This is a genomic window from Natronospirillum sp. (genome assembly GCF_022565775.1).
GTDB lineage: Bacteria > Pseudomonadota > Gammaproteobacteria > Pseudomonadales > Natronospirillaceae > Natronospirillum.
In genome coordinates this window covers 27,526-53,937 of sequence record NZ_JAIUMC010000013.1, presented here as the reverse complement: position 1 = coordinate 53,937, position 26,412 = coordinate 27,526, and the positions used below count along the sequence as shown (strand labels likewise).

The following is a 26,412-nucleotide window of genomic DNA, read 5'->3' as shown; positions in this document are numbered from 1 at the left end:
AAGACTGGGGGCACTACGTCAGTGAATGCGATATACCTCTGACACTGCTGCATGGGAAAGACAATCCGACCACGCCCTTTGAGTATCTCAACATCTTTACGGAGTTGAATCCAAAGGTTCAGATTCGGGGGTTCGAAAAAAGTGGGCTCACCCTGGCGTTGAGTGAGCCCGAAGCCATTTATCGCATGCTCTGATGCCGACCCTCCACGGCCTGCAGGGGATGGTTCAGTCGATCAAACCTTCGCGGCTGTAATCGGTGGGCTGCGCGGTGCGCACCGGGCGGAGGCGGAGGCCTAGATCAACTCTTTGGCTATTTGCATTACTGCCCAGGGGTTCACAATGACTGATTGTGGGATCAGAACAGGCTACTTCGTACAAGTCTAATGGGTTGCTTCTACCCAAAGGTGTTATGCGAAGCTGATTGAACAAGCCCATGCCACCATAGCTGTAATCAACCCGGCTGGTCGTACCCAAACGTTGGCCTGGCGCGTACATTGTGGCAGACCCTGCAGGTCCCGGAATATTACCCTCGGCACTGATGGGGTGGAAATGCGCTACGTGGATCATCTCGGCAAAGGTTTCAGCGCCTGCATTTGGCCTTTGACCGCCTAAAGTGGCTGTTAAAAAGGTGTTAAAGAAAAAGTTCTTCGCAGCATTATTGTCATAAAGGCCGGCTTGCGTGTTGACGGTGGCAGCATCGCGCGAATAGATGCGGTAAGGGCGGGTTTCAGCCGTCAAATCGTTGTTGCGGTTGATATCATGCTGGTAATCACTGGCATCGACAAATTGATTGGGGAACACCTCGTTGTTGACATAGCTGTTGCCGTTACTGCTTGGTGTGGCGCAAGTTTCGAACAGGTAGAGCATTTCTCGTGCGTTGGGAATGCGCCAATCATCATATCCTGCCAAGCGAGACGCGCTTTCCAGTGGGCTGGGCAACGTAGAGGGGAACCCATTCTCGGCCAGAACCTCGGCACCAAAGATGGCTTCCAGATCAATATCGCTGTCAAATTCCATATAGGCCAGCGCATCCTCAAAGGTTACTCGGGTATCGCCTAAATCAGAAGGCATGGTGCATACACCCACGCCGCCCTGCCACTCCCATGTCTGCCCGACGCTGCAGGCCTGCCACATCAAACCCGTCGGTTTGTGGATCACCACGCCATCGGTATAGCGCAAAAAGTCGCTGGTCGGTGTGCTGGGTTGACAAGTCGCGAAAGCATGACTCGTAACCAAAGTGCTTAGGCCAATCGCTAAGATAGTTTTTTTCATGTGTTGTCTCCTTATTGGTTGGCCGTTGAGTTAACGTACATCGTCAAAGACTGGCTTTCAGGGCCTGCACCATTAAAGTCGAAGGTTGAACGCTGCCCCGTGGTAAAATTTATGACCCAGTGATGGAAGTTGGAGCCAACACTATCGTTCTGAACACCAAGATCGGCATCTGGCCCTGACAACGCAGCTGGGTAAGCCGAGCTTGTCCAATACCAGTCGTCTTCCAGGTCGGTGAAGAAAGTGGTATCGGCGCTGACACCGGTTCGGCTGTAGTGCAGCAGGCTTTCGGCCTCTGCTTTGGTGGGCAAGCGCCAGCCGCTGGTTAATCCACAGCGGCTATATTCTTCAGAGTGACTCTCGGCAGCACCATAGTCACGTTTAAGACCCTGCCAATCCTGGCCTGAGGGGCGGTTTGTTTGCCAAACAAGGCCGGTTACATTGTCTCTCAAACATTCGAAGGCAGTGCTGGATGCACTGACGGGGTTGCCGTTGCTATCCAACTTGGTGTAATCAAAGCTCGCCTCACCAGAGCCCAGCTTGATGAGCTGGCCATTGGCATCACGGCCCGAGTTGCCATCTTGTTGTGCCACCCGTCCTGCCGGCAATTCAACAGCACCATTGAAGACAGCTGTGGGCCAAATGTCTGATCCGGTGGGTATTTGGGTGCAGCCCGCGATCGCTTCCGAGAAAGCATCGTTGCCGACGGTGATACAGCTACTTTCGCCCGAATCGTTGATAGCCCCAGCCACCACGGCCAGTTGTGAGCTGATGTCCACCTGGCTGGAACCAGAGGCCGCCTCCAAGCGCAAGTTCAGTAAGCGGCCATTTTCAAGGCCGGAGACTAAACAGGGCGATTCTGGGCAGGTGAACACGGCGCTAGCGCCGGCTGACGGGCTTGAACTGCTGATATCGCTGGTGCTGGTGTAGACCAGGTAGGTGTCGGCACCGTTGATTGCTTCAAAATCAACGAGGACGCTTCCTCGCATGGGCTGGGTGCGTACTGCCAGATTGGAGGTATCGACCGCAACATCTGTACCAGTGTTGTTGCCACCCGTGTTGCCATTATCACCCGTGGTGTTGGAGCCACTGCCGGAGTTACTGCTGGAGCTGCTGTTACATGCACTCAACAGCATGGCGCCGCTGACCAACGCCAGTGTCATGATTAGTTTGTTCATTGATTATCCACATAATGGTTGGCTTACAACGAAGTGCCAGACTGGTTCGAGGCGGCACTTCACCCATGGCTGCACGCTAAACGCTGATGCGAGGTCTGGCATCTACCAAATGGTACAAAGGCCAACCATTCGTCCTGCTTTCCGAAGTCCAATACCGCGCAACTGATTGACGGCTCAGGTTTCAAACTTTAATATTAGTTCTTTCTAATATATTGAGGATCAAGTCATGCAGTACTCACAAAAGTTTCAGGCCATGGCGGATGCCGCTCGCGCTCAAGTCAGAGAGGTGGCACCTGAGGACGTTGACCGTTTGGCTGCCGACGGAGCCGTCGTACTGGATATTCGCGACAGCGAAGAGCACGCCAAGGGCCATATACCCGGTTCCGTGAATATCAGCCGAGGCAAGCTGGAGATGCTGGTGGAAGACAAGATACCGGATCTGGACACACCGATCCTGTGCTACTGCAATGCCCTCAACCGGGGCTCACTGTCCGCTGCAGCGCTGCAGAGCATGGGCTACCGCGATGTCAGTGTTATTGCGGGCGGGCTCAACGGCTATCGCGCACTGGATTAAAGTAGGCCCGAGCGTCGGGTTTCGCCTTGAGACTGGGCATCCTCGACTTCATTTGGAACATCGTTGCAAGTCAGTGGCACGCTTGGTGGTCGTATCCATTGTCATGATGTAGGCTCGCCCCTTTCAAGCTGTCTACAGGGATGTTGTGCGATGTTCTATCTTGGCCTGTTTTTTGTTGCCAACCTGTTATTCTGCCTGGCCTATGTGGTTCGGGATATGGCCTGGCTGCGTGCCATCACCATCCTCGCAGCCAGCCTGACACTGCCCTATTTCTTCGCCCAGTCTGAGCCTCTTTATTCGGCCATGGGCTGGCAGGTGGCATTTATCATCATCAACAGCATCAACCTGACGGTGCTGCTGCTGGAACGCCGGCCCGTTCAACTGACCGAAGCGGAGCAACAACTGCATATTTCCACCTTTCGCACCCTGACCCCACGCGAAATGCTGCATGTGCTCAAGCCCGCACAGTGGTCCGAAGCGCAGTCGGGCGACACTCTGATCGAGCACGGTGTGCGCCTTGGCCAGTTGATGCTGATCCATCAGGGGCGGGCCGAAGTCAGAAAGCACGGGATTTTCCGCGCCAATGTCGGCCCCGGAGACTTTATCGGTGAAATGAGCTTCGCCACCGGAAATCCGACCAGTGCCGATGTCGTCACTACCGAGCCCGTACAATACCTGATCTGGCAGCGTGAGGACCTGGAGCGCCTTTATCGCAAACACCCGAACCTGAAAAACGCCATGCAGAATATTCTGGGTATCGACATGGCGCAGAAGCTCTCCCGTCACGGAGATCCAATTCTGGAAACCTGATAACCCACCGTCAGCGCTTGATCGGACCCGGCACCGTCTGCGATCAGGAGGTGAACAGGCTGTCCAGATCGAGGCCTGTCTCTCGAATCAACTGGCCCAGATCCCGGTTCACCACATTCGACCCGCTGTCAGCGCCCAGAGCCCAGTCCGCCAGCGCCTTGTGCAGGTGCTCGATGGTGGTCCGCCCTTCTATGTCGGGCAATACGGCATCGACCATACGATCCACCTCAGACTCCGGAAACAGTTCGCCATATATCCCGGTCTGAACTTTTTCGCCGAGTACCAGCATGCTGTTGCCGCGCCCGTGATCGGTACCGGCGTCACGATTGCTGCGGGTCTGGCGACCGAACTCGCCATTGATCACCACCACGACATTCTGCCGCGCAGTTGTATCCATGCTGTCGAACAGGGATTCCAGGCCACGATCCGGGTCAAAGAGGTCCTCGAAGTTGGGCTCGATCATGGTTTTCTGGTTATCGTGGCTGTCCCAGCCGTGATAATCCATCGAGATCAACCGCATGCCCATCAGGTCTGCGCTGTGATTGATCAGATCATGCGCACTGGCAATCTGGCGGGCAAAGTCGGAACGATGCAGGGTTACCGAACTGCTGCTGTCTGACAGACGGGCGATGGCTTCCGGCACCGCAACGTCCTGCAGCCGCTCTTCAAGGGACTGCCCCAGTGACCGCAACTGCTGTTCATGCTCCAGAAGCCGCGACATTCTGGGGTTGGTGTTCGAGTCCTGGAGTGCCGAATAGTAACCGCCCAAGGCTCTGGACTGGCCGGCATTCCAGTGACGCTCATCGTCGCTCTGGCGCCGTTGATCGAACAGGCCGGCATTTCGCGCATTGCCCAGCGTCAGCATGCTGTCGGTTTCCGCCCGCTGGTTGCTGCCCGTGCTGGCCGGGGCAAAACAGAGGTTGCGTGGTGTGCGGGTCAAAGAAGCCACCCTGCCACCCAGGGTGTCTGCCAAACGACCGCCCCATCCCGAACGACCATACTCGCTGGCCAGCGTATCGTGACGTCCATAGTCCAGTGCCAGCAGCGCATGAACATGGTCCCGCGAGGTGGAGCCCACCATATTGTTGATCAGGGCAGCACCGACCGACTTGTCGTCCGCCAGCAGATCGGCCAGCCACTGGGCTTTTTTCAAGACGCCGAAAGTCTCGCCGTTCAGTGTGACCGGCACATAATCCTGATCCCAGCGGGTCATGGCTTTATCGTAGGTGCCGTTCTCCAGACCGTGCGTGCGAAAATTCTGCGCCCAGTAGGTTTTGCCGAATCCACTGCTGGTCGAGGGCTGGGGCACAAAAAGATGGCGGAAGTCAGGCCCGCCATCCAGGGTCAATTGAATGACCAGTTTCGAGTCCTGTGGACTGGCCAGCGCCGGTGCCGACATCACCAGCCCGCTTGCAAGGGCTCCGCCCCCGGCCAGCCAGCGTGCGCCGGCCAGGGAAGAGACTGCCCCTTTCAGAAATTCACGCCGCTGCATTAGCGCCCCTCCTGATAATACATATAGGGTGTCGATACGATAAAGCTGATCGCCTGACCCAGGCGATTGGCCAGCAAGGCTTCGTGCTCCGGCGTCATGGTGTTGTCGATCGTCTGGTTGGCGAGATCCTGGAACTGGGTCCTGCCCTGAGGCCACAAAGGCATACACATAGACACGCTCGAGAGGGCCGAAGTTGGCCAGATCATCAGCGATAAATCGCTGCCAAAGCCATTCCGACAGCTCTTTGACCGTGTAATAGCTGTCGTTGGAAGACTCCGGCAGTGCGGTTTCCCAGCGCTTGCGCCAGATCACATCACCGTCGGGGCCCTCCAGCTCGTTGCGGATATAGCGCCAGGTATGCTGGGTGACCATGTTGTAGGTCTGACGGAAATAATCCGTACTGGTGTAGGCGTCCAGCCCGGTCTGCCCGCCAAATACATCATGGTAGGGCACAAAGACTGAGAAACCCTGCTCCCACAGATCCCATTCGTGGTTATACACATAGTTCCACTGATCATTGTCCTCGTTGTAGTCCAGCCGGAAGACATCGTCGTTGCGCGTGGACAGCAGGTTGTGGACGGTCATCAGACGGTCAAAAATGCTGTAGTACTTGACCCGATCCGCCGTGTGGAAATCGGTGCTGATGGCATAGGCCCGAAGGAACGCCATCAGTTCCTTCTCGTCCATACCGGCCCAGTGCGCCCGCAGGCGGTCTTTCATCTCCGGCTTGTCCATGATCTCGTCGTCGGCCAGCCAGCGGATGATCATCACCGGCAGATTGTGCAGGCTCTGTGGATGCTCGATGGCCAGAGGCCCGAGTTGCTCCAGCTTCTCGAGCGCATTGTTGCCGGCAATCTGATGCCCCAGAATCTCCAGGTCAGCCCGGTGATGGGAATCCTGGTCGTAGGTGACATCCGCCTTTTCAGGACTGTCCCAGGCGTCACCACCCAACTGTATGCCAGTGAGCAGGCGCGCCATGTTGGGGATGGTGACTTCCTCGTGGTATGTCTCGTCCCCGTCGAAATCGGACGGGTTGTTGCTGCTGTTCAGAATACCGAAGAAGAGCTGGAAATATTCCCGCGCAAAATTTTCATTGCCTCGAAAGACGCCATTGTCAAAGGTGGCCACACGGTGGTTGTACTGCTGAGCAATGGCCGAACTGGCAGCGGCGACAGTGAGCACTTCATCAAATGAACGGCCCTCTTCTACTGCGGTCATGATGTCGTCGTAGTAGCGCACGACCTGGTGATTGATCATGCCATTGGCATTGAGATTCACGGCCAGATGGTAATTGGTCAGATACAAGCCGATTTTCTGTCGCACGGGATTCAAACCGCGAGTCATCGTGGCCTGATACCAGAGCCGCGCCGGTGAGCGCCAACTATCGTCTCCGGCAAGAGCATAATGGCCGCGCATCTCCCGCAGCGGGTTGCTCGCGGCGTCGCTGGACCAATAATCACTCAGACCGGACAGAGTACCGTCGCTACCGACATGGTCAGCGCTCTCTATCGGCGACAGCAACGGATGAAACTCATCCACCACCAGAATCTCAGCAATGGCTTCAGCCGGCGGCATTGCAGCCCAGGCATTGATTTGTTCATCGGAGGCATGGCCACCAAAGGCGAACAGGTGGAGCACACGTCTGACCGCACCTTCTGTCCATTCATCGGACGACACAAACGTCAATCCGCCACTGACCTCCTGCGGAGGATCCGCGGCTTCGAACTCTACCTCTGATGTCTCCGACTCCTGGTTTGCCGAGGATGACGAAGAAGAGGAGGACGAGGAAGATCCATTACAGCCGGCCAACAGCAGCGCCAATGGCAGCAGACTGATGCCGAGCAGACGTTGCCAGGATGACAACCCGAGTTGAACTGCAACCATGGTGTCTGTTCCAGAGACAGGCTCACCGCTGAACCTGTGAATTCAATGATGCCTGGCTGGCGGACTCTCGCAGCCAATCCAGGCCCGCTGGCGCTTGTCTGCGCGGGAGGGTACGAAGGCAGGTAACCGGATAACCCTGAAACGAATCCGTGTCATGATTCTAAATAAAGCACACGGACGGCAGTAACGCAAAATAAGGCGAGATCGACAGAAAAACAGGACAGCCAGTGCGTCTCCGGAATGAGCAAAATCTGGCGCCCGATGCTGTACAATGCGCTGCCAACAGATAACGGAGCGCCCTTTTGACCTCGACCGACTTCACCCAGTTGCCCCTGAAGCCCGAACTTCTGCAGAACCTCGACAGCCTGGGCTACCACCAGATGACGCCGATTCAGGCGCTCAGCCTGCCCCCGGTACTGGCCGGCAAGGATGTGATCGGTCAGGGGAAAACCGGTTCGGGCAAAACCGCGGCCTTTGGTCTTGGGGTGCTGAACCAGTTGGATGTGGCGTTCTGGCGGGTGCAGGCGCTGGTACTGTGCCCGACCCGGGAACTGGCCGATCAGGTCACCAAGAGCCTGCGCGCTTTGGCGCGGACACAGCACAATGTGAAAGTGCTGACACTGTGCGGCGGCATGCCGTTCGGCCCCCAGGTGGGCTCACTGGAGCATGGCGCACATATCATTGTCGGCACGCCGGGGCGGGTCGAAGAGCATGTGCGCAAGGGCAAGCTGGACCTCAGCCATCTGCGTCTGCTGGTACTGGACGAGGCCGACCGCATGCTGGACATGGGCTTTCAGCCCTCACTGGATGCCATTCTGGAGCAGGTGCCTGCCAGGCGGCAGACGCTGCTGTTCAGCGCCACCTATCCGAAGCACATCCGGCAACTGGCGGATCGCGTCATGCAGCAGCCGGTCATGGCCCGCGTCGAAGAGACCGAGACCGCACCGCGCATCGAGCAATCCTTTCACTGGGTGGCGAACGAAGACGAACGACTGCAGGCTCTGGTGAAGCTGCTGCGCGCACGATTGCCGGAGAGTGCCATTGTCTTCTGTCGCACCAAGGAGATGACCGTTGATGTCGCTGCGGCGCTGAAGGCGGAAGGATTCACCGCAGTCGCGCTGAACGGTGATCTGGAGCAGAAGCAGCGGGACCAGGTGCTGGTGCGCTTTGCCAATCGCAGTGTGTCCATTCTGGTCGCCACCGATGTGGCCGCCCGCGGCATCGACATCGAAGCGCTGGATCTGGTGGTCAATTACCAGATGGCGCTGGACACCGAAGTGCATCTGCACCGCATCGGTCGAACCGGCCGGGCCGATCAATCGGGCAGAGCCGCTACCCTGTTCAGTGACAAGGAGCGGCACCGTCTGGCGGATCTGGAGTCCTATATGGATACGCAGTTTGTCGAGCAGCCTCTGCCGGAACCAAAGGCCACCAATATCCCCAAACCACCCATGGTGACCCTGCAACTGGATGCCGGCCGCAAACAGAAGCTACGGCCAGGTGATATTCTCGGGGCGCTGACCGGAGAGGGAGGCATTGATGGCAAGTCAGTCGGCAAGATCGCCCTGTTTGACCAGACCGCCTATGTCGCAGTGCAGCGCGCCAGCGCCAAACAGGCGCTGGCGAAACTGAGTCAGGACAAGATCAAGGGGCGCTCGGTACGGGTCAGGAGAATCTGAGCAGCGTCGCCAAGGCTCAGCTGTCCCGGGACCTGTCGAGCAGAGCCCGCAGTTTGCGCAGGGTGGGCAGAATGGCCAGGGCTTCCTCCGCCCCCAGTTTGGGCAGCAGGGCAGAGATGTCCGGCGCCAGCGCTTCAATCGAACGCTCGCGCTGCGCCCGCCCGGCTTCGGTCAGGATGACCCGCTTGCCACGCCCGTCTTCCGGATTCGGTACCAGGCGCACCAGCCTTCTTTTCTCCAGCCCGGCCAGAGTGTGCGACATGCTGGTCTTGGGTACCTGGAACGCCTTCGCCATGTCTTTCGGTGTGCAGCCGTCACCCAGCCTGACCAGATGATTCAGCGCCGTGAAATGATGCATGGTCAGCCCGTCTTCTAGGCGCGATTCGAGCATACTGCGGCTGAGCTGGGCAATAATGCCCACCTCATTCAGCAACTCGAACATGACCCGCCCGTCGGCAGGTTGTTCACTGTCAGGCGTGTTTGATCTTGTCATCCAGACTCCAGCGAGGGCTTGGCGGTGGAGGCGCAGCATACCCCAAACGACCCAGCATCTGAACAGTGTCACCCTCCTGTGCCAGCAACTGGTGGGCAGACTGGTAGTGCGGTTCCATTTCCGGATACTCCTGCAGACACTGACTGACCGGATGCAGGGCCAGCCCATTGGCGGTGGTCAGCAGGTTGAGACGCAACCAGGCTCTGCCAGCCGAGATATGGCTCTCGCGCGTATTGTCGACACTGGTCAGCCAGACAAAGGCCGGCGTAGCCTCAAGCACGGGCTGATACATGTCGATACCGGCCTGATAGGCCATGGTACCCGGCGTTGCCAACGCTTCTCGCGTCACCACGCCGGTGCTGATCAGTGCCTCCAGTGGCATGCCGCCCACACTGATCCCATCCGGATTGCTGTTGATTTCAGTCTTGCCCAGACGCATCAGACCAACGCTTTCATGATGCGCAGCCGGCGTGCTGTACTCGGTCTCCCAGGCCTCCCAGATCAGGGTGCGCAGCCTGTCCACACGTGCCTGCTCTACCGTGCCGTCGAAACGTATGCCGGACACCTCGGGTTCAAGTTCACCGAGCAGACTCGCCGCTACCGGTTGCTGCATGTCAAAGGCATCCTTGGTGGAACGGCGGTGGGGAATCTGCGCGAACAGAGGATCTGTGGCGATGTCAGCCTCGATGAACCGGGAGCGGGCCACCGGTCTGTCCCCCAGCGTCTCGGCAGACGAGCCCTCGGGAAACAACTCCGTCTCCACCCGGTAGCCGGCCGCCGAGGCCGCTATGGTCATCTGCTCCAGAAAGCACCCCAGACTGATTGTCAGTTGTCGATCAAAGGGGTCAGTCGCGGGCAAACGGCGCGTCGGGTCCGGAAGCAGCGTCACGATACCTGGCTCGCTCAAGTCCACCATCCATGGCTGCAGGTTATGGGCATTGGGTGCCAGTATGGCATGTGACAGTGCAAAGCGACGCGGCTCCGTGTATTGACCGGCCTGCGCCCAGGGGGCCAGCGCGGCATTGGGTGTACGCGTCAGTGAAAAGGCGCCAATACCGGCACCCACAGCCAGCACCACGCCGCCGCCTGCCAGCGCGATGAAGTTTCTTCGGGACAATTTGCGACCAGTTTTCTCGACAGTCATGACAAGGCCTCTCCTGTGTGATGTGGCATCACTATATAGTACGATTTCGTACTATACAAGTACGAAATCGTACTATATGTTCAGGCAAGTTCTTTGGGCTTACGGTGACGCAGCGCCGAGTCTAAAGCTGAACCAGTGACAGCAGACGGTCTGCTCCGGCTGGGTCTTCCGCCTGCATGGGTACCACGGCGAAGCGGGCGGCCAGGTCGGAGGCGACCTTCTCGATCTGCGGGTGTTCGGCACGGGCGCGTTGCGCCAGCAGTGGATGCCGGGTGTCGGCGGCGGCGAGGCTGGCGTTGATAATCCAGGCCCAGGGTTCGATGCCGGCTCGGCGCAGGTCCTGCTGCAGTTTTTCTGCCTCAAGGATGGGCGTGGTTTCGGCCAAGGTGACTATCATGACCTGGGTGGCATCCGGGTCCTGCAACCGCATCATGGGTGTGACCATGCGCACTGACTTGTCGTCACCGCTGTGGCGCATCATGTCCTGATGGTAGGAGCCAGTGGTGTCCAGCAATAGCAGCGTATGCCCGGTGGGCGCGGTATCCATGACCACAAAGTGTTTGCTGCTTTCGCGAATGACTCGCGAAAACGCTTGAAACACGGCAATTTCCTCGGTGCAGGGTGAGCGCAGGTCTTCTTCCAGCATCGCCAGGCCTTCCGCGTCCAGGTGTTTGCCCTTGCGCTTCATGACCTCGTCCTTGTAGCGCTCGATTTCCACCGCCGGGTCAATGCGGCTGACGGTCAGGTTCGGCAATACATCGCCCAGTGTTTCATTCAGATGAGCCGCCGGGTCGGTGGTGGTCAGCAGCACTTCATGGCCTCGCCTGGCCAGCTCTGCAGCAAACGCGGCGGCCATGGTGGTCTTGCCGACCCCGCCCTTGCCCATGAACATCAGCAGCCCCTTGTCTCTGACTTCCACATCATCCACCAGCGTGCTCAGGTCGGGATAATCGCCCGTGGCAGCGTGCGTCGAAGCAGCGTCTGCCGGCGCCGGTTGACTACGTGCAAAGCGCTTTAGGGCGTCCAGACCGACCAGGTTTTCCGGGCGCAGCGGAAAGTCCTCGCGCGGCAGTTGACGAATGACTTCCGGCATCTGGTCCAGCGCCGCCTGATCCTTGTTGTACAGGGCCTGTGCCAGTGCATCGTCGCCCTCCATGGTCGGCATGACACCATTGATGGCCAGATGCTGATTGCGCAGCCCGATCGCCGCCAGTTCCTCCGCGGTGCGAGCCACCTCCTTCAGGGCCGACGTGCGTGGTCGCGCTACCAGAATGAGCCGGGTTTCCTGGGCATCGGACAGGCGTTCCACGGCCTCGGCGTAGCGGGCCTTCTGCTTGTCCAGCCCCGCCAGAGGCCCCAAGCAGGATGCATCCCCCTTCCCGGTGGACAAGAAGCCGGACCAGGCACCGGGCAGTTTCAGCAAACGAATGGTGTGGCCGGTGGGCGCGGTATCAAAGATGACGTGGTCATACCGGTCGACCAGATCCGGATCGGTCAGCAGGGAAGTGAATTCATCGAATGCTGCTATTTCGGTCGTGCAGGCACCGGACAGCTGCTCAGTGGCGCTGCGCATTTCTTCCTCGCTGGCGGTTTCCGCCAAAGGCGTGAGAATGCGATCACGATAGGCCTGCGCTGCGGCTTCCGGGTCCACTTCGATGGCATCCAGCCCGGGCACTGCCGTGATGGCCCGCACCTCATTGCCCAGCGTCGTCTCGAACACCTGCCCTGCTCCACAAGGTTGACGGCGGTGGCACAGGCCAGTGAGGTCTTGCCCACACCGCCTTTGCCGGTGAAAAAAACGTATTTTGGCAAGTCTGTGAACATGGCTCCCTCCTGATGTCTATACAGCCTGTGCCCGACTTTCCGGGACAAACATTACATAGTGCTAAAATAACAGGCCCGTTCACCGGAGCCATTGACGCAGCTCAATCAACCACACTTACACTTTTCGGTACAGCAGGGGCTCGTCATTACTGAGAGCACTGATGTTGTCCGCCGCAACCTGCATGATGCCGGTCACCGAGCGATCGGTCAGGCCGGCGACATGGGGTGACGTCAGCACATTCAGTTGAAACAGCGGGTCGGCCGGATCGGGCGGTTCCTCCCAGAAGACATCCAGCCCGGCGCCGGCCAGATGGCCACTGTGCAGGGCTTCATGGAGGGCATCACGCGATACCAGGCCACCACGACCGATATTGATCAGATAGCTGCCCGGTTTCATCTGCGCCAGGCTGTTCCGGTTCATCATCTGGTGTGTGGCCTCGGTATCCGGCACCGCCAGCACGACAATATCGGACTCCGCCAGCAGCCAGGGCAAATCCGCCAGCGTGCCCATGCCGGCCAGCCCGTGGCGTTCCACCAGGGCCTGATCGACGCGAGTCTTGAGCGCCAGGCAGCGCGCGCCGAAGCCATCCAGTCGCCGGCAGATGGCCTGCCCGATGGCACCAAACCCGACAATACCTACAGTGGCGCCATGCAGACTGCGTCCCACCGGCAGACCCAGTTGGCGGGCCTCACGTTGTGCTGCATGCTCACTGGTGCGGCGCATCAGCGCCAGCATGAAGTAGAGGGCCATCTCCGACACCGAGTCGGCATTGCCGGACACATCCGTGGGCACATTGGCCACAGCGATCTGCCGGGCCCTGGCGGCATCGAGATCCACGCCCTCGAGGCCGGCGCCGATCTGCTGAATCAGGCGCAACTGGTCGGCCGTCTCGATGCAGGCCTGATCAATGCGGCTCATGGTGGGAATCACCACGTCATAACCGGACAGATCCGCTGGGTTCAAACCCCCGGCGATGAATTCGACATCCGGCAGCGCCGTGCGGAAATGACCCAGAATCCCGCCCCAGGCATCTTCTGGGGCAGCGAAGAGAACTTTCATCTTGCTTCCTGAGTGCTGCTGTTCAGTCTCGTAAGCTAACCGAAACAGCAGACGTTGTCTCTGGTCCTCACCGCCGGGATGGTCAGTCGCCGGCAACCGTTTCGATGCGAATGGTGTTGGTCAGCGTCTTGTGCACCGGGCAGCGATCCGCGATTTCCAAAAGGCGCTGGTGTTGCTCTTCATCCAGCTCTGGAGCGTCGATATGTACGGTACGCCGGATTATGTCGATCTTGCCCTTGCTGTCCGTGGGCAGGCCCGAGGCTGCGCAGTCGGCACAGTGTTCCCGGTCATGGGTGAGTGAAACCTGAATGTCTTCCACCGGCCACTTTTTGTGGTTGGCGTACATGCGGATGGTCATGGACGTGCAGGTACCGAGCGCCGCCAGCAGGTGCTCATACGGGTCAGGTCCCAGATTCTTGCCACCCATGGCTGTGGGCTCGTCGGCCAGCCAGTGATGCTGGTCGGCATAAACAAGCCGCGTGAAGGCCTTGTCCTGCTCTGTCACCATGACATGGCCCTTTTGTACCGAGGGCCTGTCATCACCCTCGTTGTCCACTTCCAAGTAGCGCTTCACCCAGGCCACCAGCGTATCGGCAATATAGGCGGCGTCGGCATCGCGGGTCACCAAGTGGTCGGCATCATCCAGCGATACAAAGCTCTTGGGGTGCAGGGCGTGCTGGTAGATCACGGCCGCTTCATTGATCGATACCGTCTCGTCCATCGGGGCATGAAAGACCAGCAGCGGCCGGCGCAGTTTGCGAATGTGCTCGGCCAGGTTATGCGCCTCGATGTCTTCCAGAAACTGCTTGCGGATCCGAAACGGGCGCCCGGCGAGACAGACGTTGGCTTCGCCGTCCTGTTCAATTTCATCACGGTCGCCCTCGAACAGGTGGGCCACATGGTCCGGCTCGGAGGGCGCGCCAATGGTCACCACGGCTTTTGCCGAGGGCACCTGCCCGGCTGCGGCCAGCACGGCAGCCCCGCCAAGACTGTGGCCGATCAGCAGCGCCGGTGCCTGATGATGGGTTTTCAGATACTCTGCGGCGGCTACCAGATCCTCCACATTGGAGGAAAAGTTGGTGTTGGCGAAGTCTCCGTCACTGTTGCCGAGGCCGGTAAAGTCAAAGCGCAGCGTGGCGATACCCTGCCCGGCCAGAGCACGGGCAATGCGCGAGGCCGCGCGAATATCCTTGCCGCAGGTAAAGCAGTGGGCAAACAGCGCATACCCCAGCACCGGGCCGGCCGGCAGCTCGAGCAGGCCGGCCAGCGTATGGCCCTGTGCATTGTCAAACGTCAGTTTCTGTCTCTGTGCGCTCATGGTATTTTCCCTGTCCGGTGGTCGGAACTCTGATTCACAGAATTGCCATGGGTTCCGCATATTGTCTTAGTGTGCCAGAGGCGACCCTGTGCCCGCCATTAACATCGACCGGGCTGCTGAAACGGGACGCGACGCTCTCTGCCTCCGCAAATAGAAGGATCAGCACCATGACCCCTTCCCGGTCAACTGACACGACTGCATCTCCCGGGCAGCCGCATGCGAAAGGTTCCGCACTGGAGGTCTTCACGGCCTTCCTGATGCTGGGGCTGACCTCCTTTGGCGGGCCTATCGCGCACCTGGGGTATTTCCGCACCGAATTTGTCGAGCGACGTCGCTGGTTGGACGAAAAGGCCTATGCAGACCTGGTGGCGCTATGCCAGTTCATGCCCGGCCCGGCGAGCAGCCAGGTCGGTTTTGCCCTGGGTCTGATGCGCGCCGGCCCGCTGGGCGCCGCAGCGGCCTGGACGGCGTTCACGCTGCCGTCGGCCATTGCGCTAGTGCTGTTCGCCCTCGGCGCGGCCTGGCTGGCGGGACCCGTGGGCACCGGCATTGTGGATGGTCTGAAAATTGTTGCGGTAGCCATAGTCGCCCATGCGGTGTGGGGCATGGCGCGCAATCTGTGCCCGGATCGCACGCGCACCGGTATTGCTCTGGCAGCAATCTTTATCGTATTTCTGGTCGCCGGGCCACTCGGGCAGGTCAGCGCCATCGTCGCCGGTGCGCTGCTGGGCTGGTGGCTCTGTCGCGGCCCCAACGATGCCGCCGCCGTGGATTTGCATGTGCCCGTATCACGCGGTTTGGCGCTGTTCTGTGCCGGGTTGTTTGGCGCCTTGTTGCTCGGGCTTCCACTGCTGGCCTGGCTGGGTGAATCGCATGCGGTGGCGCTGGTGGATGCTTTCTATCGTGCCGGTGCTCTGGTATTCGGCGGCGGCCATGTGGTGCTGCCGCTTTTGCAGGCCGAGGTGGTGATGTCAGGCTGGGTGACACCGGATGAGTTTCTTGCCGGTTACGGTGCCGCCCAGGCAGTGCCGGGACCCTTGTTCACCTTTGCCGCCTACCTGGGCTATGTCAGCGCTGGTGCTCTGGGCGCCATTCTGGCACTGGCGGCCATCTTCCTGCCTGGGCTGCTGGTATTGATCGCCGTACTGCCCTGGTGGAATCGGTTCCGCCAATGGACGGCCACCCAGGCGGTCATGCGCGGCGCCAATGCAGCCGTGGTGGGGATACTGGGCGCCGCGCTGTATCAACCGGTTTGGACCAGCGCCATCATTGGCCCCTTCCAGTTCGCGCTGGCCCTCGCCGGCTTTCTGCTGCTGACGGTCTGGAAAGTGTCTTCGCTGAAGGTGGTGTTGCTGCTCGCGCTCGGTGGTGTCGGCATTTCGGTTTTCGGCCTGTAATGGCGACCAGTTGACGGGAGACAGGAATACAGATCGGCATTAGCCAATAGCTATCGTATCGGTTATTAAAGATAACTAGTATCAATAACTGCATGTGCTATACCTTGTCATGTCAGTCAAAAGCGCAACGGAAGTCAGTACGAGGTTAGTTATCAGGTCGCGCTTCCAAACTGACTGCCTGGAGTATGGCTCCGGGCCGACGAGAGTCGCCGCCCGACAAGGGATAACAAATTCATGATAGCCAGCACTGGAGAACATTATGGGTGCCGATACAACTACAGCAGGAAAATGTCCGGTCATGCACGGGTCCAGAACTCGGATGGGCACGACCGGCACCGCCAATCAGGACTGGTGGCCAAACCAGTTGAACCTGAACATACTGCATCAACACCATCCGAAGTCCAATCCGTTGGATGAAGATTTCAACTATGCAGACGCATTCAAGAAGCTGGACCTGAAAAAGGTCAAGCAGGACATCGAAGAGGTATTGAAAGATTCTCAGGATTGGTGGCCCGCCGATTATGGCCACTATGGTCCCTTCATGATTCGGATGGCGTGGCACGCTGCGGGCACCTACCGCACCGGCGACGGCCGAGGGGGCGCCAGCACCGGCAACCAGCGGTTTGCACCGCTCAACAGCTGGCCCGACAACGGCAACCTGGACAAGGCCCGGCGCTTGCTCTGGCCGGTAAAACAGAAGTACGGCAACAGCCTGTCCTGGGCCGATCTGTTCATCCTGACCGGCAACGTGGCTCTGGAATCCATGGGCTTCAAGACCTTCGGTTTTGCCGGCGGCCGCGAAGACATTTTCCAGCCGGAAGAAGACGTCTACTGGGGCGCCGAAAAAGAATGGCTGGCCACCAGTGACAAGGCCAACAGCCGCTATTCCGGTGATCGCGATCTGGAGCGGCCACTGGCTGCCGTGCAGATGGGCCTGATTTACGTCAACCCGGAAGGGCCGGACGGCGAACCGGACCCACTGAAGTCAGCCCGCGATATTCGCGAAACCTTTGCTCGCATGGCAATGGACGACTACGAGACCGTGGCACTGACCGCCGGTGGGCATACCTTCGGCAAGACGCACGGTGCCGGCCCCGACAGTCATGTCGGTCCGGAACCCGAAGCAGCCCCGATCGAGCAGCAGGGTTTCGGCTGGATCAGCAGTTACAAGAGCGGCAAGGGCCGGGACACCATCACCAGTGGTCTGGAAGGCGCCTGGACCCCGACGCCGACTCAGTGGGACATGACCTATTTTGATGTGCTGTTCGGGAACGAGTGGGAGCTCAGCAAGAGCCCTGCCGGGGCCCAGCAATGGGTACCGAAAGACCTAAAGGAAGAGCACAAGGCACCAGATGCGGAAAATGCCGCACAAAAGGTGGGCATCATGATGTCCACAGCCGATATGGCGATGCGCGAAGATCCGGAATACCGCAAGATCTCGCAGCACTTCCACAAGAACGCGGAAGAGTTTGCAGATGCGTTTGCGCGGGCCTGGTTCAAGCTGACGCACCGCGATATGGGGCCGAAATCCCGTTACCTCGGCCCGGAAGTGCCGAGCGAAGACCTGATCTGGCAGGACCCGGTGCCAGCGGTCGACCACGAGCTGGTCAACGCTCAGGACATCAAGGATTTGAAAGACAAGATTCTGGCTTCCGGTCTGAGTGTCTCCGAGCTGGTCTACACGGCCTGGTCTTCGGCCTCAACCTACCGCGGTTCCGACATGCGTGGCGGTGCCAATGGAGCCCGTATTCGCCTGGCCCCGCAGAAAGACTGGGAGGCCAATCAGCCCCAGCAGTTGGCCAAGGTGTTGGAGACTCTTGAGGGTGTCCAGTCCGACTTCAACCAGGCTCAGTCCGGTGGAAAGAAGGTTTCTCTGGCCGACCTGATCGTGCTCGGTGGCAACGCTGCGGTAGAGAAGGCAGCGCAGGATGCCGGCCACAGCATTGAAGTGCCCTTCTCACCCGGGCGCACCGATGCCTCGGCCGAGCAGACCGATGCAGACTCCTTCGAGTTCCTCAAGCCTGAGGCAGACGGCTTTCGCAACTACCGCAAGGCAGCCTTCACAGTAGCCGATGAAGAGATGTTGCTCGACAAGTCACAGCTACTGGGACTCAGCGCACCGGAAATGACTGTCCTGGTTGGTGGCATGCGCGTGCTGGATGCCAACTTCAAGGGATCACAGCATGGTGTGTTCACCAAAACCCCCGGCAAGCTGACGAATGATTTCTTCGTCAACCTGACCGACATCAACACCGAGTGGACCCCCAAGGCGGGTGAAGACAACGTGTATGAGGGTCGTGATCGCAAGTCCGGCCAAGTGAAGTGGACCGGCACGCGCGTCGATCTGGTCTTCGGTTCCAACTCGCAGCTGCGGGCGCTGGCCGAAGTCTATGCCCAGCATGATGCCAAGGCGAAGTTCGTGAAGGACTTTGTCGCTGCCTGGAACAAGGTGATGAACACCGATCGGTTCGATCTGGCCTGAGGTCTGTTGAACGAGCCGCGAAGGGCAGCCTGATAACAGGCTGCCCTTTTTTGTGCCTGGCGCCCTGCCTTGTCAACCCGTCAGTACACTGGCCGCTATTTCACGAACAGCTTGCGCGGAAAATCACACAGCATCTCGACGCCACTCTGGGTGATCAGGATGCTTTCAGTAATCTCGATACCCCAGTCTTCCTGCCAGATGCCGGGCATGAAGTGGAAGGTCATGCCGGGCTGCAGCTCGGTGTCGTCCGAGGCACGCAGACTGGAGGTGCGCTCGCCCCAGTCGGGCGGATAGCTGACACCGATCGGATAGCCACAACGGGCGCCCTGACGGTCGATACCATGCTTCTCCATGGTCTTGTCGAGTGCATTGGCGATATCACAGGTCCGGTTGCCCGGTTTGGCCTGTTCCAGGCCAGCATCAATGGCTTCAAGCAGGGCCTTCTCCGCATTCAGAAAACGCTGGCTTGGCTTGCCCATATAGAGTGTGCGCGACATGGGGGCGTGATAGCGCTTGTAGCACCCGGACACTTCGAAGAAGGTACCCTCGTTGGCACGGAAAGGCCGCTCGTCCCAGGTAATATGCGACGCCGAGGCCTCCTGACCAGAGGGCAGCAGCGGCACAATGGACGGATAGTCTCCACTGTAGCCGTCCACACCGGCGATAGCGGTTTCATAGATCTGCGACACCACAAAACTCTTCGGGATACCCACCCGCGCCACATCCAGAATACGCTGATGGATACGCGAGGTGATGCGTCCAGCAATGCGCATGAACTCGATTTCCTTGTCGGACTTGATGGCCCGACACCAGTTCACCAGATTGTGGCTGTCGACAAACCGTGCCTCCGGCATGGCCAGGCGCAGGGAGCGATGCGCCGCTGCCGTGTAGTAGTAGTTGTCCATCTCGGTGGCAATGGTGGCGCCATGCCAGCCGTTTTCGATAAACACATGCTCGGACAGCCAGGTCATCGGGTGCCGTTCGAGGTTTTGTACATATTCCTCGGGATAGCTGACCAGGTTTTCCTTTTTCATGAAACAGCGCAGCAGTGCCGCGCTCTCGTCCATGCGCCGGCCGAACCAGATAGGTTCCTCCCGGTCCACATGCAAAATTACGCCCTGATGGACATAGAACGACCAGCCGTCGTAGCCGGTCAGCCAGTTCATGTTGCCCGGGTCGGTCACGATCAGGATGTCGACCTTGCGCCGACGCATCTCCCGCCGAACCTTGTTAACCCGCTGCACATACTCCTTTTTTGTGAATGCCAGCTTCGCCTTCACCGGAAACTCCTATCTGCTGAAATTGGACGCGCTCGCGGTTGCGGCTGTCACTGTTCTGTAATGTGCCGTCAAGCGGTGCCCTGCGTCAATCTGCCGTCAACAAAAAAACAGGGTATTTCGTTATACCGGCATTCACATACAGCGGAACCAACCGGGATTCCCAGTGGCCTGGCAGGCATGAAATAATGCGCAGCCAATGAAATCGCAACAGTTTGGACAGGTTCAACATGGGTTCGACAATAGAGCAGGCCTGGTGGAAAGAGGCCGTGGTATACCAGGTTTACCCGCTGAGCTTTCAGGACAGCAATGGGGATGGCATTGGCGACCTACCCGGCATTATCAGCAGGCTGGATTACCTGAAAATGCTGGGTATCAATGTCATCTGGCTCAGCCCGATCTTTCCGTCGCCCAATGACGACAATGGCTACGATATCAGCGACTACCAGGCCATCATGGCGGAGTTCGGCACCATGGCCGATTTCGATCGCCTTCTGGAGGAGGCTCATGCACGGGGCATCCGCATCCTGCTGGATCTGGTGCTGAACCACACCAGCGACGAGCACCCCTGGTTTCAGGAGTCCCGCCAGTCCCGCGACAATCCGAAGAGCGACTGGTACATCTGGCGTGATGGCAAGGCGGGTGGCCCGCCCAACAACTGGGAGAGCATCTTCAGCGGCTCCGCCTGGCGCTATTACCCGGAACGGGACCAGTATTGCCTGCATCTGTTTTCTGCCCGTCAGCCGGACCTCAACTGGGAAAACCCGGAAGTGCGTGAGGCCCTGTATGCGATGATTCGCTGGTGGCTGGACAAGGGCGTGGATGGCTTTCGTATTGATGCCATCACCCACATTCGCAAAGTGCCCGGCATGCCGGACCTGCCCAACCCGAAGGGGCTGTCGGTTGTACCCTCCTCCGCCGGACATCGCAATGTCGAGGGTATTCAGGAGTATGTCGCTGACCTGTGCACCAATACCTTTGCCCGCTACAAAGACGTGATGACGGTTGGCGAAGCAGCCGGTGTGGACATCCACGATGCACCCAACTGGGTGGCTGCCGACCAGCAGAAGTTCAATATGATCTTTCAATTCGAGCAGTTGAAGCTCTGGGGCTCGGATGTCGATGCCGATCTGGATCTCCCGGCCCTGAAAAAGACACTGACCCGCTGGCAGAAAGGCCTGGAAGGTCAGGGCTGGAATGCCCTGTTTGTCGAAAACCACGACATTGCGCGCATTGTCTCGACCTGGGGAGATGCGGAGAACTATTGGCGGGAAAGCGCGACTGCCATTGCTGCCCTGTATTTTCTGATGCAGGGCACGCCCTTCATCTATCAGGGTCAGGAATTGGGCATGACGAACTTCCCGTTCGAGCGACTGGACCAGTTTGACGATGTGGCGGTGCAGAATTTCGCCGCGGCGCGTCTTGAAGAAGGCTGGACTGAAGCCGAAATACTCGATCACATTCGTAACAGTGCACGCGACAATGCCCGCACACCCATGCAATGGGATAACACTGCGAACGGAGGCTTTACCGACGGTGAGCCCTGGTTGCCGACCAACCCCAACTACAAGACCCTGAATGCAGCCCGACAGGCCCGGGATCCAGACTCGATCCTGAATTTCTACCGTGAACTGATAAGACTGCGGGCGGCCAGTCCTGCACTGATGCATGGCACCTATGATCTGGTGCTGGAAGACCATCCGCAGGTGTATGCCTACACCCGCACTCTGGACAATGAACAGTTCCTGGTAGTCAGCAACCTCAGTGGCGAGGTCGCCGATATCAGCGCTTGCGAGGTTGCATTGACCGACGCTGAGCAACTGCTGGGCAACCAGGGTGACAATGGCGAGCAACTCACCCTCAGGCCCTGGGAAGCCAGAGTGCTGAGCTGTTCGAGCTGAAGGGTACCCGTCAGCCGGGCTGCCGGTTGGCCCAGTCGGCGATGATCTGATGCAACTGCCGCAGTCCGTCGGTCAGTGCCGCCGGCCCCGGCTGCAGGATGTCAACCGACTTGACCTCGTACAGGTCGCCTGTCCGGACCGCGGGAATGCGCTCGAACCCCGGCCGGGCGGCCAGTTTTTCCGGGCGGAACTTCTTGCCGCACCAGGAGCCGATGATGATGTCGGGCTGCCGTTCAATGACGGTTTCCGGGTCAGCAATGATACGGTCCTTGCCCAGCCCCTTGTCGCGCAGTTCCGGAAAACAGTCCTCTCCCCCGGCAATCTCGACCAGCTCTGACACCCAGCGGATGCCCGACAACATGGGGTCATCCCATTCCTCGAAATAGACTCTGGGTCGCCGGGGCAGTTGCTCAGCCCGGGCGCGAACCGATTCCACGCCAGCACGCAGTTCGTCGATCAGAGCTTCCGCCTTTTGCTGGCAGCCGACCAGCCCACCAACCGTGCCGATCATGCGATAGATTTCTTCCACACTGCGGTGGTTGAAGATATGCACCTCGATGCCCTGCCGGATCAATTCAGCTGCTATGTCCGCCTGCATATCCGAAAACCCGATCGCCAGATCAGGTTGCAACTCCAGTATCCGGTCAATCTTGGCGCTGATGAAAGCCGATACCTTGGGCTTCTCCTTGCGCGCTCTAGCCGGGCGCACGGTAAAACCGGAAATGCCGACGATTCGCCAGTCCTCTTCCAGCAGATACAGCGTTTCGGTCGGTTCTTCGGTCATGCAGATAATGCGCTGCGGGTAGTGCAGAGTTGTCATATCATCTCCGAAACAAGTCACAGGGCGCGGAAGCCCAGACGCATCCAGTCTGGCGCGTTTTCCGGTACCGGGCCAGCGACAGAAGCTGGCCTCCCTGTTGGCGCCAACCGTGGCAAGAGGAATACAGAATGCTATGCTTGGCATGGATATTACTATCAGGCGCTCCGTTATGCTGCCTTTGAAGCTTGTTGCCATCGGTCTGTTTCTGGCAGGACTGACCCATGCAGAAGAGCCGGATGTCAGGCTGTATACCGAACATTACCCGCCGTTCAGTATGGAAACCGAAGCCGGGATCAGCGGCATCAATACCGAACTTCTGTTGAAAGCCTTCGAGCAGTTGGGGTTGGAGGTGCAAGTATTTGTCGAGCCCTGGGCTCGGGCGCAGGCCTGGTCGTTGCAATTCGACAACGGCTGTCTTTTCTCGGCGGCCAGAACAACTGAGCGGGAGCCTATGTATCTATGGGCCGGGCCTCTGTCTGTCGAGCGCATTTCACTGTTCAGTCTGGCCGAGGACGATATTCTGCTCGCTTCACTGATGGATGCGGAGCAGTATCGGATCGGAGGGCAACAGCGGGATTATTACACCCAATGGATGGTCGATCAGGGCTTGGAGGTAGATGCCATGTCGGGTGATGGTTCCAATGTCGAGCGCCTGGTGCGTGGTCGCATTGACCTCTGGATCGCCGGGCACATCGGCGGCCCTTTCATGGCTGCTTCGGAGGGCGCGGAAGTCCGACCCGCCTATATTGCCGACGAGGGGCTGGAACTCTGGCTGGCCTGCAATCCGGCCTTGTCTTCGGACCTTGTGCAGCGTCTGGACGCAGCCATTGCCGATCTGGTCAGCGACGGTACGCTGAACGCCATCAAGGACCGCTATCAGTAGTATCCAACCCGTGTCCTGCAATCAGAATCCCCAAAGCGTATAATCAGAAACTTTACAGGCACGGCCTTGGGGCAGTGGCAGATGAATGATTAAATAGCCTGCGGCTCAGGGCCAGCGCCTTTTTGTGGGGAGACTAGCGGGTTCATGAACAGGCTTTGGTCATCACTTATCAGCCAGACTGGCGGCAGTTTGCTGCTGTTTGCCGTATTGACCGGATTCTCGGCCAGCGCCCAGGGGCATCCTCATGTCTGGGTAGACATGAAAGTCACCCCGCACTTCGACGAGGCCGGCCAGCTCACGGGTTTTCATCAGAGCTGGCAATTTGATACGTTTTACAGCGTAGTCCTGATAGAAGAAATGGACGCCGGTGACGAAGAGGCAAAAGCCCGCCTGATCGAAGACATTGTGGCCAATCTGAGCAAGCACGATTTCTACACTCGGGTCAGGGTCAATGGTGAACGCTTGTCTCTGAGTGACGTGGGAGACCACCGTCTTGAAGCCGACGGCCGGCGAGTGGAATTCAGCTTTTTCCTGCCGCTGGACGAAGTCGTTACGGCTGAACGCCTGCACGCCAGTGGTTTCAGCTATCAGGTGTTCGAGCCGACATACTATATGGAAATGCTGCATGACGAAGCCGAGGGCATTGTGCTGAACCACGGCGATCTGGATTGCGACTATTCCATTGAAACCCCTGAGCCTACGGCGGAGCAGTTGCGTCGTGCATCGGAAGTAGACCTGGATGGGGTCCCGGAAGACCCGACACTGGGCCAACACTTTGCAGAAACTGTATCCATACAATGCCGATAACACGCCACGCCTTTTTTACTCTCCTTGTCCTGCTGGGCCTGATCCTGGGCACCGGCGCGTCGGCGACATCCCTGCCCGGCCTGACCTCTGACCCGGGGGCATCCGAAAGCACTGAGTCCGAATCACTGCCGGAACCGATTGTCGAGCCTGTCACCGAACCCACCGAGTCTGCTTCCAGAGCAATCCCCAGCCCCCTGCAGCAATTCAGCTTCTGGGTCATGGCACATCAGCGCAGCCTGCATCGCGCCCTGTCCGCCAGCATGGAGAACCTTGATCGCGAGAGCAGTCTGTTGCAGTTCTGGTCACTGATCATGCTGAGCTTTCTTTACGGCGTGTTCCATGCGGCAGGGCCGGGGCACGGCAAAGCCGTTATAACGACCTATATGCTGACCCAGCCTACCGACCTCAAGCGAGGCCTGCTGCTGTCTCTGGCGGCGGCGCTGATGCAGGGGATAACGGCCATTGTTCTGGTGTTGGTGGTGGTGTTCGGACTGGGCATGCTGGCGCGCGAGGCGGTATCCAGCGTTCAGGTGATCGAGCGGGTCAGTTTTGCCCTGATCGCCGGCCTGGGACTGGTATTGCTGTGGCGGGCAGGCTCGCCACTGTGGAGCACCTATCAACAGCACCGTGCCAACCGGTCCTCGGCAGCGCCAGTAAAACCGGGCTCTGCATTGACCCTGCAGTTCAGTATCCCTGAGGGCCAAGCGGCCCAGACACCCGCAACCGGGATTCTTGCGGCACATGCCCATGCACCGGGCGAATCCTGCCCCACCTGCGGCAAACAACATCATATCGCACCGGATCAACTGGCCGGCAACTCTGCCTTTCAGAACCTCGGTCTGGTCATGTCCATTGGCGCCCGCCCCTGCACGGGTGCTGTGCTTATTCTCGTGGTCGCCAATCTGCTGGGCCTCTGGTGGGCGGGCGTACTGGGGGTGATCGCCATGTCACTTGGCACCGCGCTTACCGTCTCCATACTGGCCACTCTGGCGGTCACTGCACGCGCCACGGCGACCCGCTTTCTCGGATTGAACGACCGGCTTCTGTCCGGGCTGGGGCTGGGTCTGGCCGGCGTCGGCGGGGTAATCCTGTTGCTGCTCGGCAGCAGCCTGTTGCTGGCCAGCCTGACATCTCAGCAGCCGTTTGGTCTGCTTTAAAGACCCTCTGATCCGTCGCGAACACTGCGCCGCATGAAATCAGCCATTGCCAGATAGGCTTCGGCGCATTCACCCACCACCAGATCCTCCATATTCAGGAAGGCGTGCAGCAGCGCCGGAAAATGCCGATGCTCGCATGATACCCCTGCTTGCTGCAGTGCATCGCGATAGGCAATCCCTTCATCCTTGAGTGGACAGTAGCCGGCGGTGATGATCAGTGTCTCCGGCAGTCCACGGGTGATCGGCATGCGCAACGGTGAGGCCGCGGCCCGATCTTCTCCTTGCTGAAAATACTGGTCGTAATACCAGCGGATACGCTCACGCTCCAGCAGATACCCACTCGCCAGCTCGTGAATCGACGGGAACGACAGGGTGTAATCCAGATTCGGGTAGATCAGTATCTGCTGGTGAATGGGCGGCTCCGGCTCGTCCTGCAGCATTGCCGTCAGCGTTGCCGTCATTGCCCCGCCGCCAGAATCACCGGCCACGGCGAGCTCGGGTCGGTAACGACAGCCCTTCTCGTCCAGAGTGGGCCACAGATGGCGTACCACATTGAGGCAGTCTTCCAGCCCCATGGGATAGGGGCATTCCGGGGCCAGCCGATACTCCACCGAAACCACCAGACGCTGACTGGCCGCCGCCAGTTTGCGGCAGATAGGATCATAAACCGTAATCCCGCCGGCGGTGTGTCCACCGCCGTGGATATAGAGGCACACGGACTTGGTCTGCTCGGGTGACGGATCATAGATGCGCACCGGTACAGGATAATCGCCTCCCTCTACCAGTGCATCGACGACCCGGGGTAGCTCCGGACGGTCGGTAACCAGAGTAGCCGTCATATTGGCCAGGCCCTCGCGCGCATTCACCGCCGTCGGGGTCGACCCCTGGGCCCGCTGCTGTGCCACCAGGCGGTTGAGGCGCAACAGCCAGTCTTCCAGCTGGGCATTGAGTGATGTCATAATT

The 26,412-nt window shown here is 59.1% G+C and carries 20 protein-coding genes and 1 pseudogene; 10 read left to right on the top strand and 11 right to left on the bottom strand.

All coding sequences use genetic code 11. From position 1 onward, the window contains the following. On the top strand, positions 1-194 hold a 194-nt coding region (locus LAT62_RS04935), incomplete at its 5' end, for a hypothetical protein (RefSeq protein WP_293379833.1). Positions 195-225: 31 nt separating this feature from the next. Here LAT62_RS04935 and LAT62_RS04930 read toward each other — a convergent pair. Then, positions 226-1,272, bottom strand: coding sequence for a DUF1566 domain-containing protein (locus tag LAT62_RS04930; protein WP_293379830.1), 1,047 nt, complete (start codon positions 1,270-1,272; stop codon positions 226-228). An 11-nt stretch (positions 1,273-1,283) separates the two neighbouring features. Further along, entirely contained in the window at positions 1,284-2,447 is a 1,164-nt protein-coding gene (locus tag LAT62_RS04925; protein ID WP_293379827.1) for a DUF1566 domain-containing protein, read from the bottom strand. A gap of 226 nt (positions 2,448-2,673) precedes the next feature. Here LAT62_RS04925 and LAT62_RS04920 point away from each other — a divergent pair, with 226 nt between their 5' ends. Continuing rightward, the gene (locus tag LAT62_RS04920; protein WP_293379824.1) at positions 2,674-3,021 is read left to right on the top strand and encodes a rhodanese-like domain-containing protein; all 348 of its coding nucleotides are present in this window, start codon (positions 2,674-2,676) and stop codon (positions 3,019-3,021) included. A gap of 150 nt (positions 3,022-3,171) precedes the next feature. Further along, positions 3,172-3,831: a cyclic nucleotide-binding domain-containing protein gene (locus tag LAT62_RS04915; RefSeq protein ID WP_293379821.1), complete on the top strand. Its 660-nt coding sequence runs from the start codon at positions 3,172-3,174 to the stop codon at positions 3,829-3,831. A gap of 43 nt (positions 3,832-3,874) precedes the next feature. Here LAT62_RS04915 and LAT62_RS04910 read toward each other — a convergent pair whose 3' ends face one another. After that, complete coding sequence (locus tag LAT62_RS04910) at positions 3,875-7,207, bottom strand: DUF1800 family protein (protein WP_293379818.1); 3,333 nt, start codon at positions 7,205-7,207, stop codon at positions 3,875-3,877. A 302-nt stretch (positions 7,208-7,509) separates the two neighbouring features. Between LAT62_RS04910 and dbpA the strand changes: the two genes are divergently transcribed. Next, positions 7,510-8,886 (top strand): ATP-dependent RNA helicase DbpA, encoded by a 1,377-nt coding sequence (gene dbpA / locus LAT62_RS04905; protein WP_293379815.1) that lies wholly within the window; start codon positions 7,510-7,512, stop codon positions 8,884-8,886. A 16-nt stretch (positions 8,887-8,902) separates the two neighbouring features. Here dbpA and LAT62_RS04900 read toward each other — a convergent pair whose 3' ends face one another. The 5 genes and pseudogenes from LAT62_RS04900 to LAT62_RS04875 all read right to left on the bottom strand — a co-directional run bounded on the left by LAT62_RS04900 (position 8,903) and on the right by LAT62_RS04875 (position 14,725). Beyond that, a complete protein-coding gene (locus LAT62_RS04900; RefSeq protein ID WP_293379812.1) occupies positions 8,903-9,379 on the bottom strand; it encodes a MarR family transcriptional regulator in 477 nt (158 codons plus the stop codon). Continuing rightward, a complete protein-coding gene (locus LAT62_RS04895) occupies positions 9,357-10,523 on the bottom strand; it encodes a twin-arginine translocation pathway signal protein (protein WP_293379809.1) in 1,167 nt (388 codons plus the stop codon). Before LAT62_RS04895 ends, LAT62_RS04900 begins: the two co-directional genes overlap by 23 nt. 121 nt (positions 10,524-10,644) lie before the next feature. Then, positions 10,645-12,347 (bottom strand): annotated as a pseudogene (arsA, locus tag LAT62_RS04890) (arsenical pump-driving ATPase). 115 nt (positions 12,348-12,462) lie between these two features. Further along, complete coding sequence (locus LAT62_RS04880) at positions 12,463-13,407, bottom strand: 2-hydroxyacid dehydrogenase (RefSeq protein ID WP_293379803.1); 945 nt, start codon at positions 13,405-13,407, stop codon at positions 12,463-12,465. 82 nt (positions 13,408-13,489) lie between these two features. Continuing rightward, positions 13,490-14,725: a bifunctional alpha/beta hydrolase/OsmC family protein gene (locus LAT62_RS04875; protein ID WP_293379800.1), complete on the bottom strand. Its 1,236-nt coding sequence runs from the start codon at positions 14,723-14,725 to the stop codon at positions 13,490-13,492. Positions 14,726-14,892: 167 nt separating this feature from the next. On the opposite strand from LAT62_RS04875, the gene chrA reads away from it, so the two are divergent. Together chrA and katG are read left to right on the top strand one after the other, a co-directional pair. Next, positions 14,893-16,122 carry a chromate efflux transporter gene (gene chrA, locus LAT62_RS04870; protein WP_293379797.1) on the top strand — a complete coding sequence of 410 codons (1,230 nt, stop codon included), beginning with the start codon at positions 14,893-14,895 and terminating at the stop codon, positions 16,120-16,122. Positions 16,123-16,381: 259 nt separating this feature from the next. Then, positions 16,382-18,604 carry a catalase/peroxidase HPI gene (katG, locus tag LAT62_RS04865; protein WP_293379794.1) on the top strand — a complete coding sequence of 741 codons (2,223 nt, stop codon included), beginning with the start codon at positions 16,382-16,384 and terminating at the stop codon, positions 18,602-18,604. A gap of 95 nt (positions 18,605-18,699) precedes the next feature. Here katG and LAT62_RS04860 read toward each other — a convergent pair whose 3' ends face one another. After that, on the bottom strand, positions 18,700-19,884 hold the full coding sequence (locus LAT62_RS04860; RefSeq protein WP_293379791.1) for a M24 family metallopeptidase: 1,185 nt from the start codon (positions 19,882-19,884) through the stop codon (positions 18,700-18,702). A 227-nt stretch (positions 19,885-20,111) separates the two neighbouring features. Here LAT62_RS04860 and LAT62_RS04855 point away from each other — a divergent pair, with 227 nt between their 5' ends. Then, positions 20,112-21,782, top strand: a complete 1,671-nt coding sequence (locus LAT62_RS04855) for an alpha-glucosidase (protein ID WP_293379788.1) — start codon at positions 20,112-20,114, stop codon at positions 21,780-21,782. Positions 21,783-21,792: 10 nt separating this feature from the next. Here LAT62_RS04855 and LAT62_RS04850 read toward each other — a convergent pair whose 3' ends face one another. Further along, complete coding sequence (locus LAT62_RS04850; RefSeq protein ID WP_293379785.1) at positions 21,793-22,602, bottom strand: cobalamin-binding protein; 810 nt, start codon at positions 22,600-22,602, stop codon at positions 21,793-21,795. A gap of 169 nt (positions 22,603-22,771) precedes the next feature. Here LAT62_RS04850 and LAT62_RS04845 point away from each other — a divergent pair, with 169 nt between their 5' ends. The 3 genes from LAT62_RS04845 to LAT62_RS04835 all read left to right on the top strand — a co-directional run bounded on the left by LAT62_RS04845 (position 22,772) and on the right by LAT62_RS04835 (position 25,449). Beyond that, positions 22,772-23,485, top strand: a complete 714-nt coding sequence (locus LAT62_RS04845; RefSeq protein WP_293379782.1) for an ABC transporter substrate-binding protein — start codon at positions 22,772-22,774, stop codon at positions 23,483-23,485. 144 nt (positions 23,486-23,629) lie between these two features. After that, positions 23,630-24,292, top strand: a complete 663-nt coding sequence (locus LAT62_RS04840) for a DUF1007 family protein (protein WP_293379779.1) — start codon at positions 23,630-23,632, stop codon at positions 24,290-24,292. Next, positions 24,283-25,449: a nickel/cobalt transporter gene (locus LAT62_RS04835; protein WP_293379776.1), complete on the top strand. Its 1,167-nt coding sequence runs from the start codon at positions 24,283-24,285 to the stop codon at positions 25,447-25,449. The genes LAT62_RS04840 and LAT62_RS04835 overlap by 10 nt, the downstream gene beginning before the upstream one ends. Here LAT62_RS04835 and LAT62_RS04830 read toward each other — a convergent pair. Beyond that, positions 25,446-26,408 (bottom strand): alpha/beta hydrolase, encoded by a 963-nt coding sequence (locus LAT62_RS04830; protein ID WP_293379773.1) that lies wholly within the window; start codon positions 26,406-26,408, stop codon positions 25,446-25,448. The two genes, LAT62_RS04835 and LAT62_RS04830, sit on opposite strands and share 4 nt — an antisense overlap. Between the last annotated feature and the right edge of the window lie 4 nt (positions 26,409-26,412).

Excerpts from the sequence above, each read along its gene's own strand:
- LAT62_RS04900 (WP_293379812.1), bottom strand. The coding sequence starts at position 9,379 with ATGACAAGATCAAACACGCCTGACAGTGAACAACCTGCCGACGGGCGG.
- LAT62_RS04840 (WP_293379779.1), top strand. The coding sequence starts at position 23,630 with ATGAACAGGCTTTGGTCATCACTTATCAGCCAGACTGGCGGCAGTTTG.
- LAT62_RS04895 (WP_293379809.1), bottom strand. The coding sequence starts at position 10,523 with ATGACTGTCGAGAAAACTGGTCGCAAATTGTCCCGAAGAAACTTCATC.
- chrA (WP_293379797.1), top strand. The coding sequence starts at position 14,893 with ATGACCCCTTCCCGGTCAACTGACACGACTGCATCTCCCGGGCAGCCG.
- LAT62_RS04920 (WP_293379824.1), top strand. The coding sequence starts at position 2,674 with ATGCAGTACTCACAAAAGTTTCAGGCCATGGCGGATGCCGCTCGCGCT.
- katG (WP_293379794.1), top strand. The coding sequence starts at position 16,382 with ATGGGTGCCGATACAACTACAGCAGGAAAATGTCCGGTCATGCACGGG.
- LAT62_RS04880 (WP_293379803.1), bottom strand. The coding sequence starts at position 13,407 with ATGAAAGTTCTCTTCGCTGCCCCAGAAGATGCCTGGGGCGGGATTCTG.
- LAT62_RS04830 (WP_293379773.1), bottom strand. The coding sequence starts at position 26,408 with ATGACATCACTCAATGCCCAGCTGGAAGACTGGCTGTTGCGCCTCAAC.
- LAT62_RS04875 (WP_293379800.1), bottom strand. The coding sequence starts at position 14,725 with ATGAGCGCACAGAGACAGAAACTGACGTTTGACAATGCACAGGGCCAT.
- LAT62_RS04930 (WP_293379830.1), bottom strand. The coding sequence starts at position 1,272 with ATGAAAAAAACTATCTTAGCGATTGGCCTAAGCACTTTGGTTACGAGT.
- LAT62_RS04910 (WP_293379818.1), bottom strand. The coding sequence starts at position 7,207 with ATGGTTGCAGTTCAACTCGGGTTGTCATCCTGGCAACGTCTGCTCGGC.
- LAT62_RS04915 (WP_293379821.1), top strand. The coding sequence starts at position 3,172 with ATGTTCTATCTTGGCCTGTTTTTTGTTGCCAACCTGTTATTCTGCCTG.
- LAT62_RS04855 (WP_293379788.1), top strand. The coding sequence starts at position 20,112 with ATGGGTTCGACAATAGAGCAGGCCTGGTGGAAAGAGGCCGTGGTATAC.
- LAT62_RS04845 (WP_293379782.1), top strand. The coding sequence starts at position 22,772 with ATGCTGCCTTTGAAGCTTGTTGCCATCGGTCTGTTTCTGGCAGGACTG.
- LAT62_RS04925 (WP_293379827.1), bottom strand. The coding sequence starts at position 2,447 with ATGAACAAACTAATCATGACACTGGCGTTGGTCAGCGGCGCCATGCTG.
- LAT62_RS04850 (WP_293379785.1), bottom strand. The coding sequence starts at position 22,602 with ATGACAACTCTGCACTACCCGCAGCGCATTATCTGCATGACCGAAGAA.
- LAT62_RS04835 (WP_293379776.1), top strand. The coding sequence starts at position 24,283 with ATGCCGATAACACGCCACGCCTTTTTTACTCTCCTTGTCCTGCTGGGC.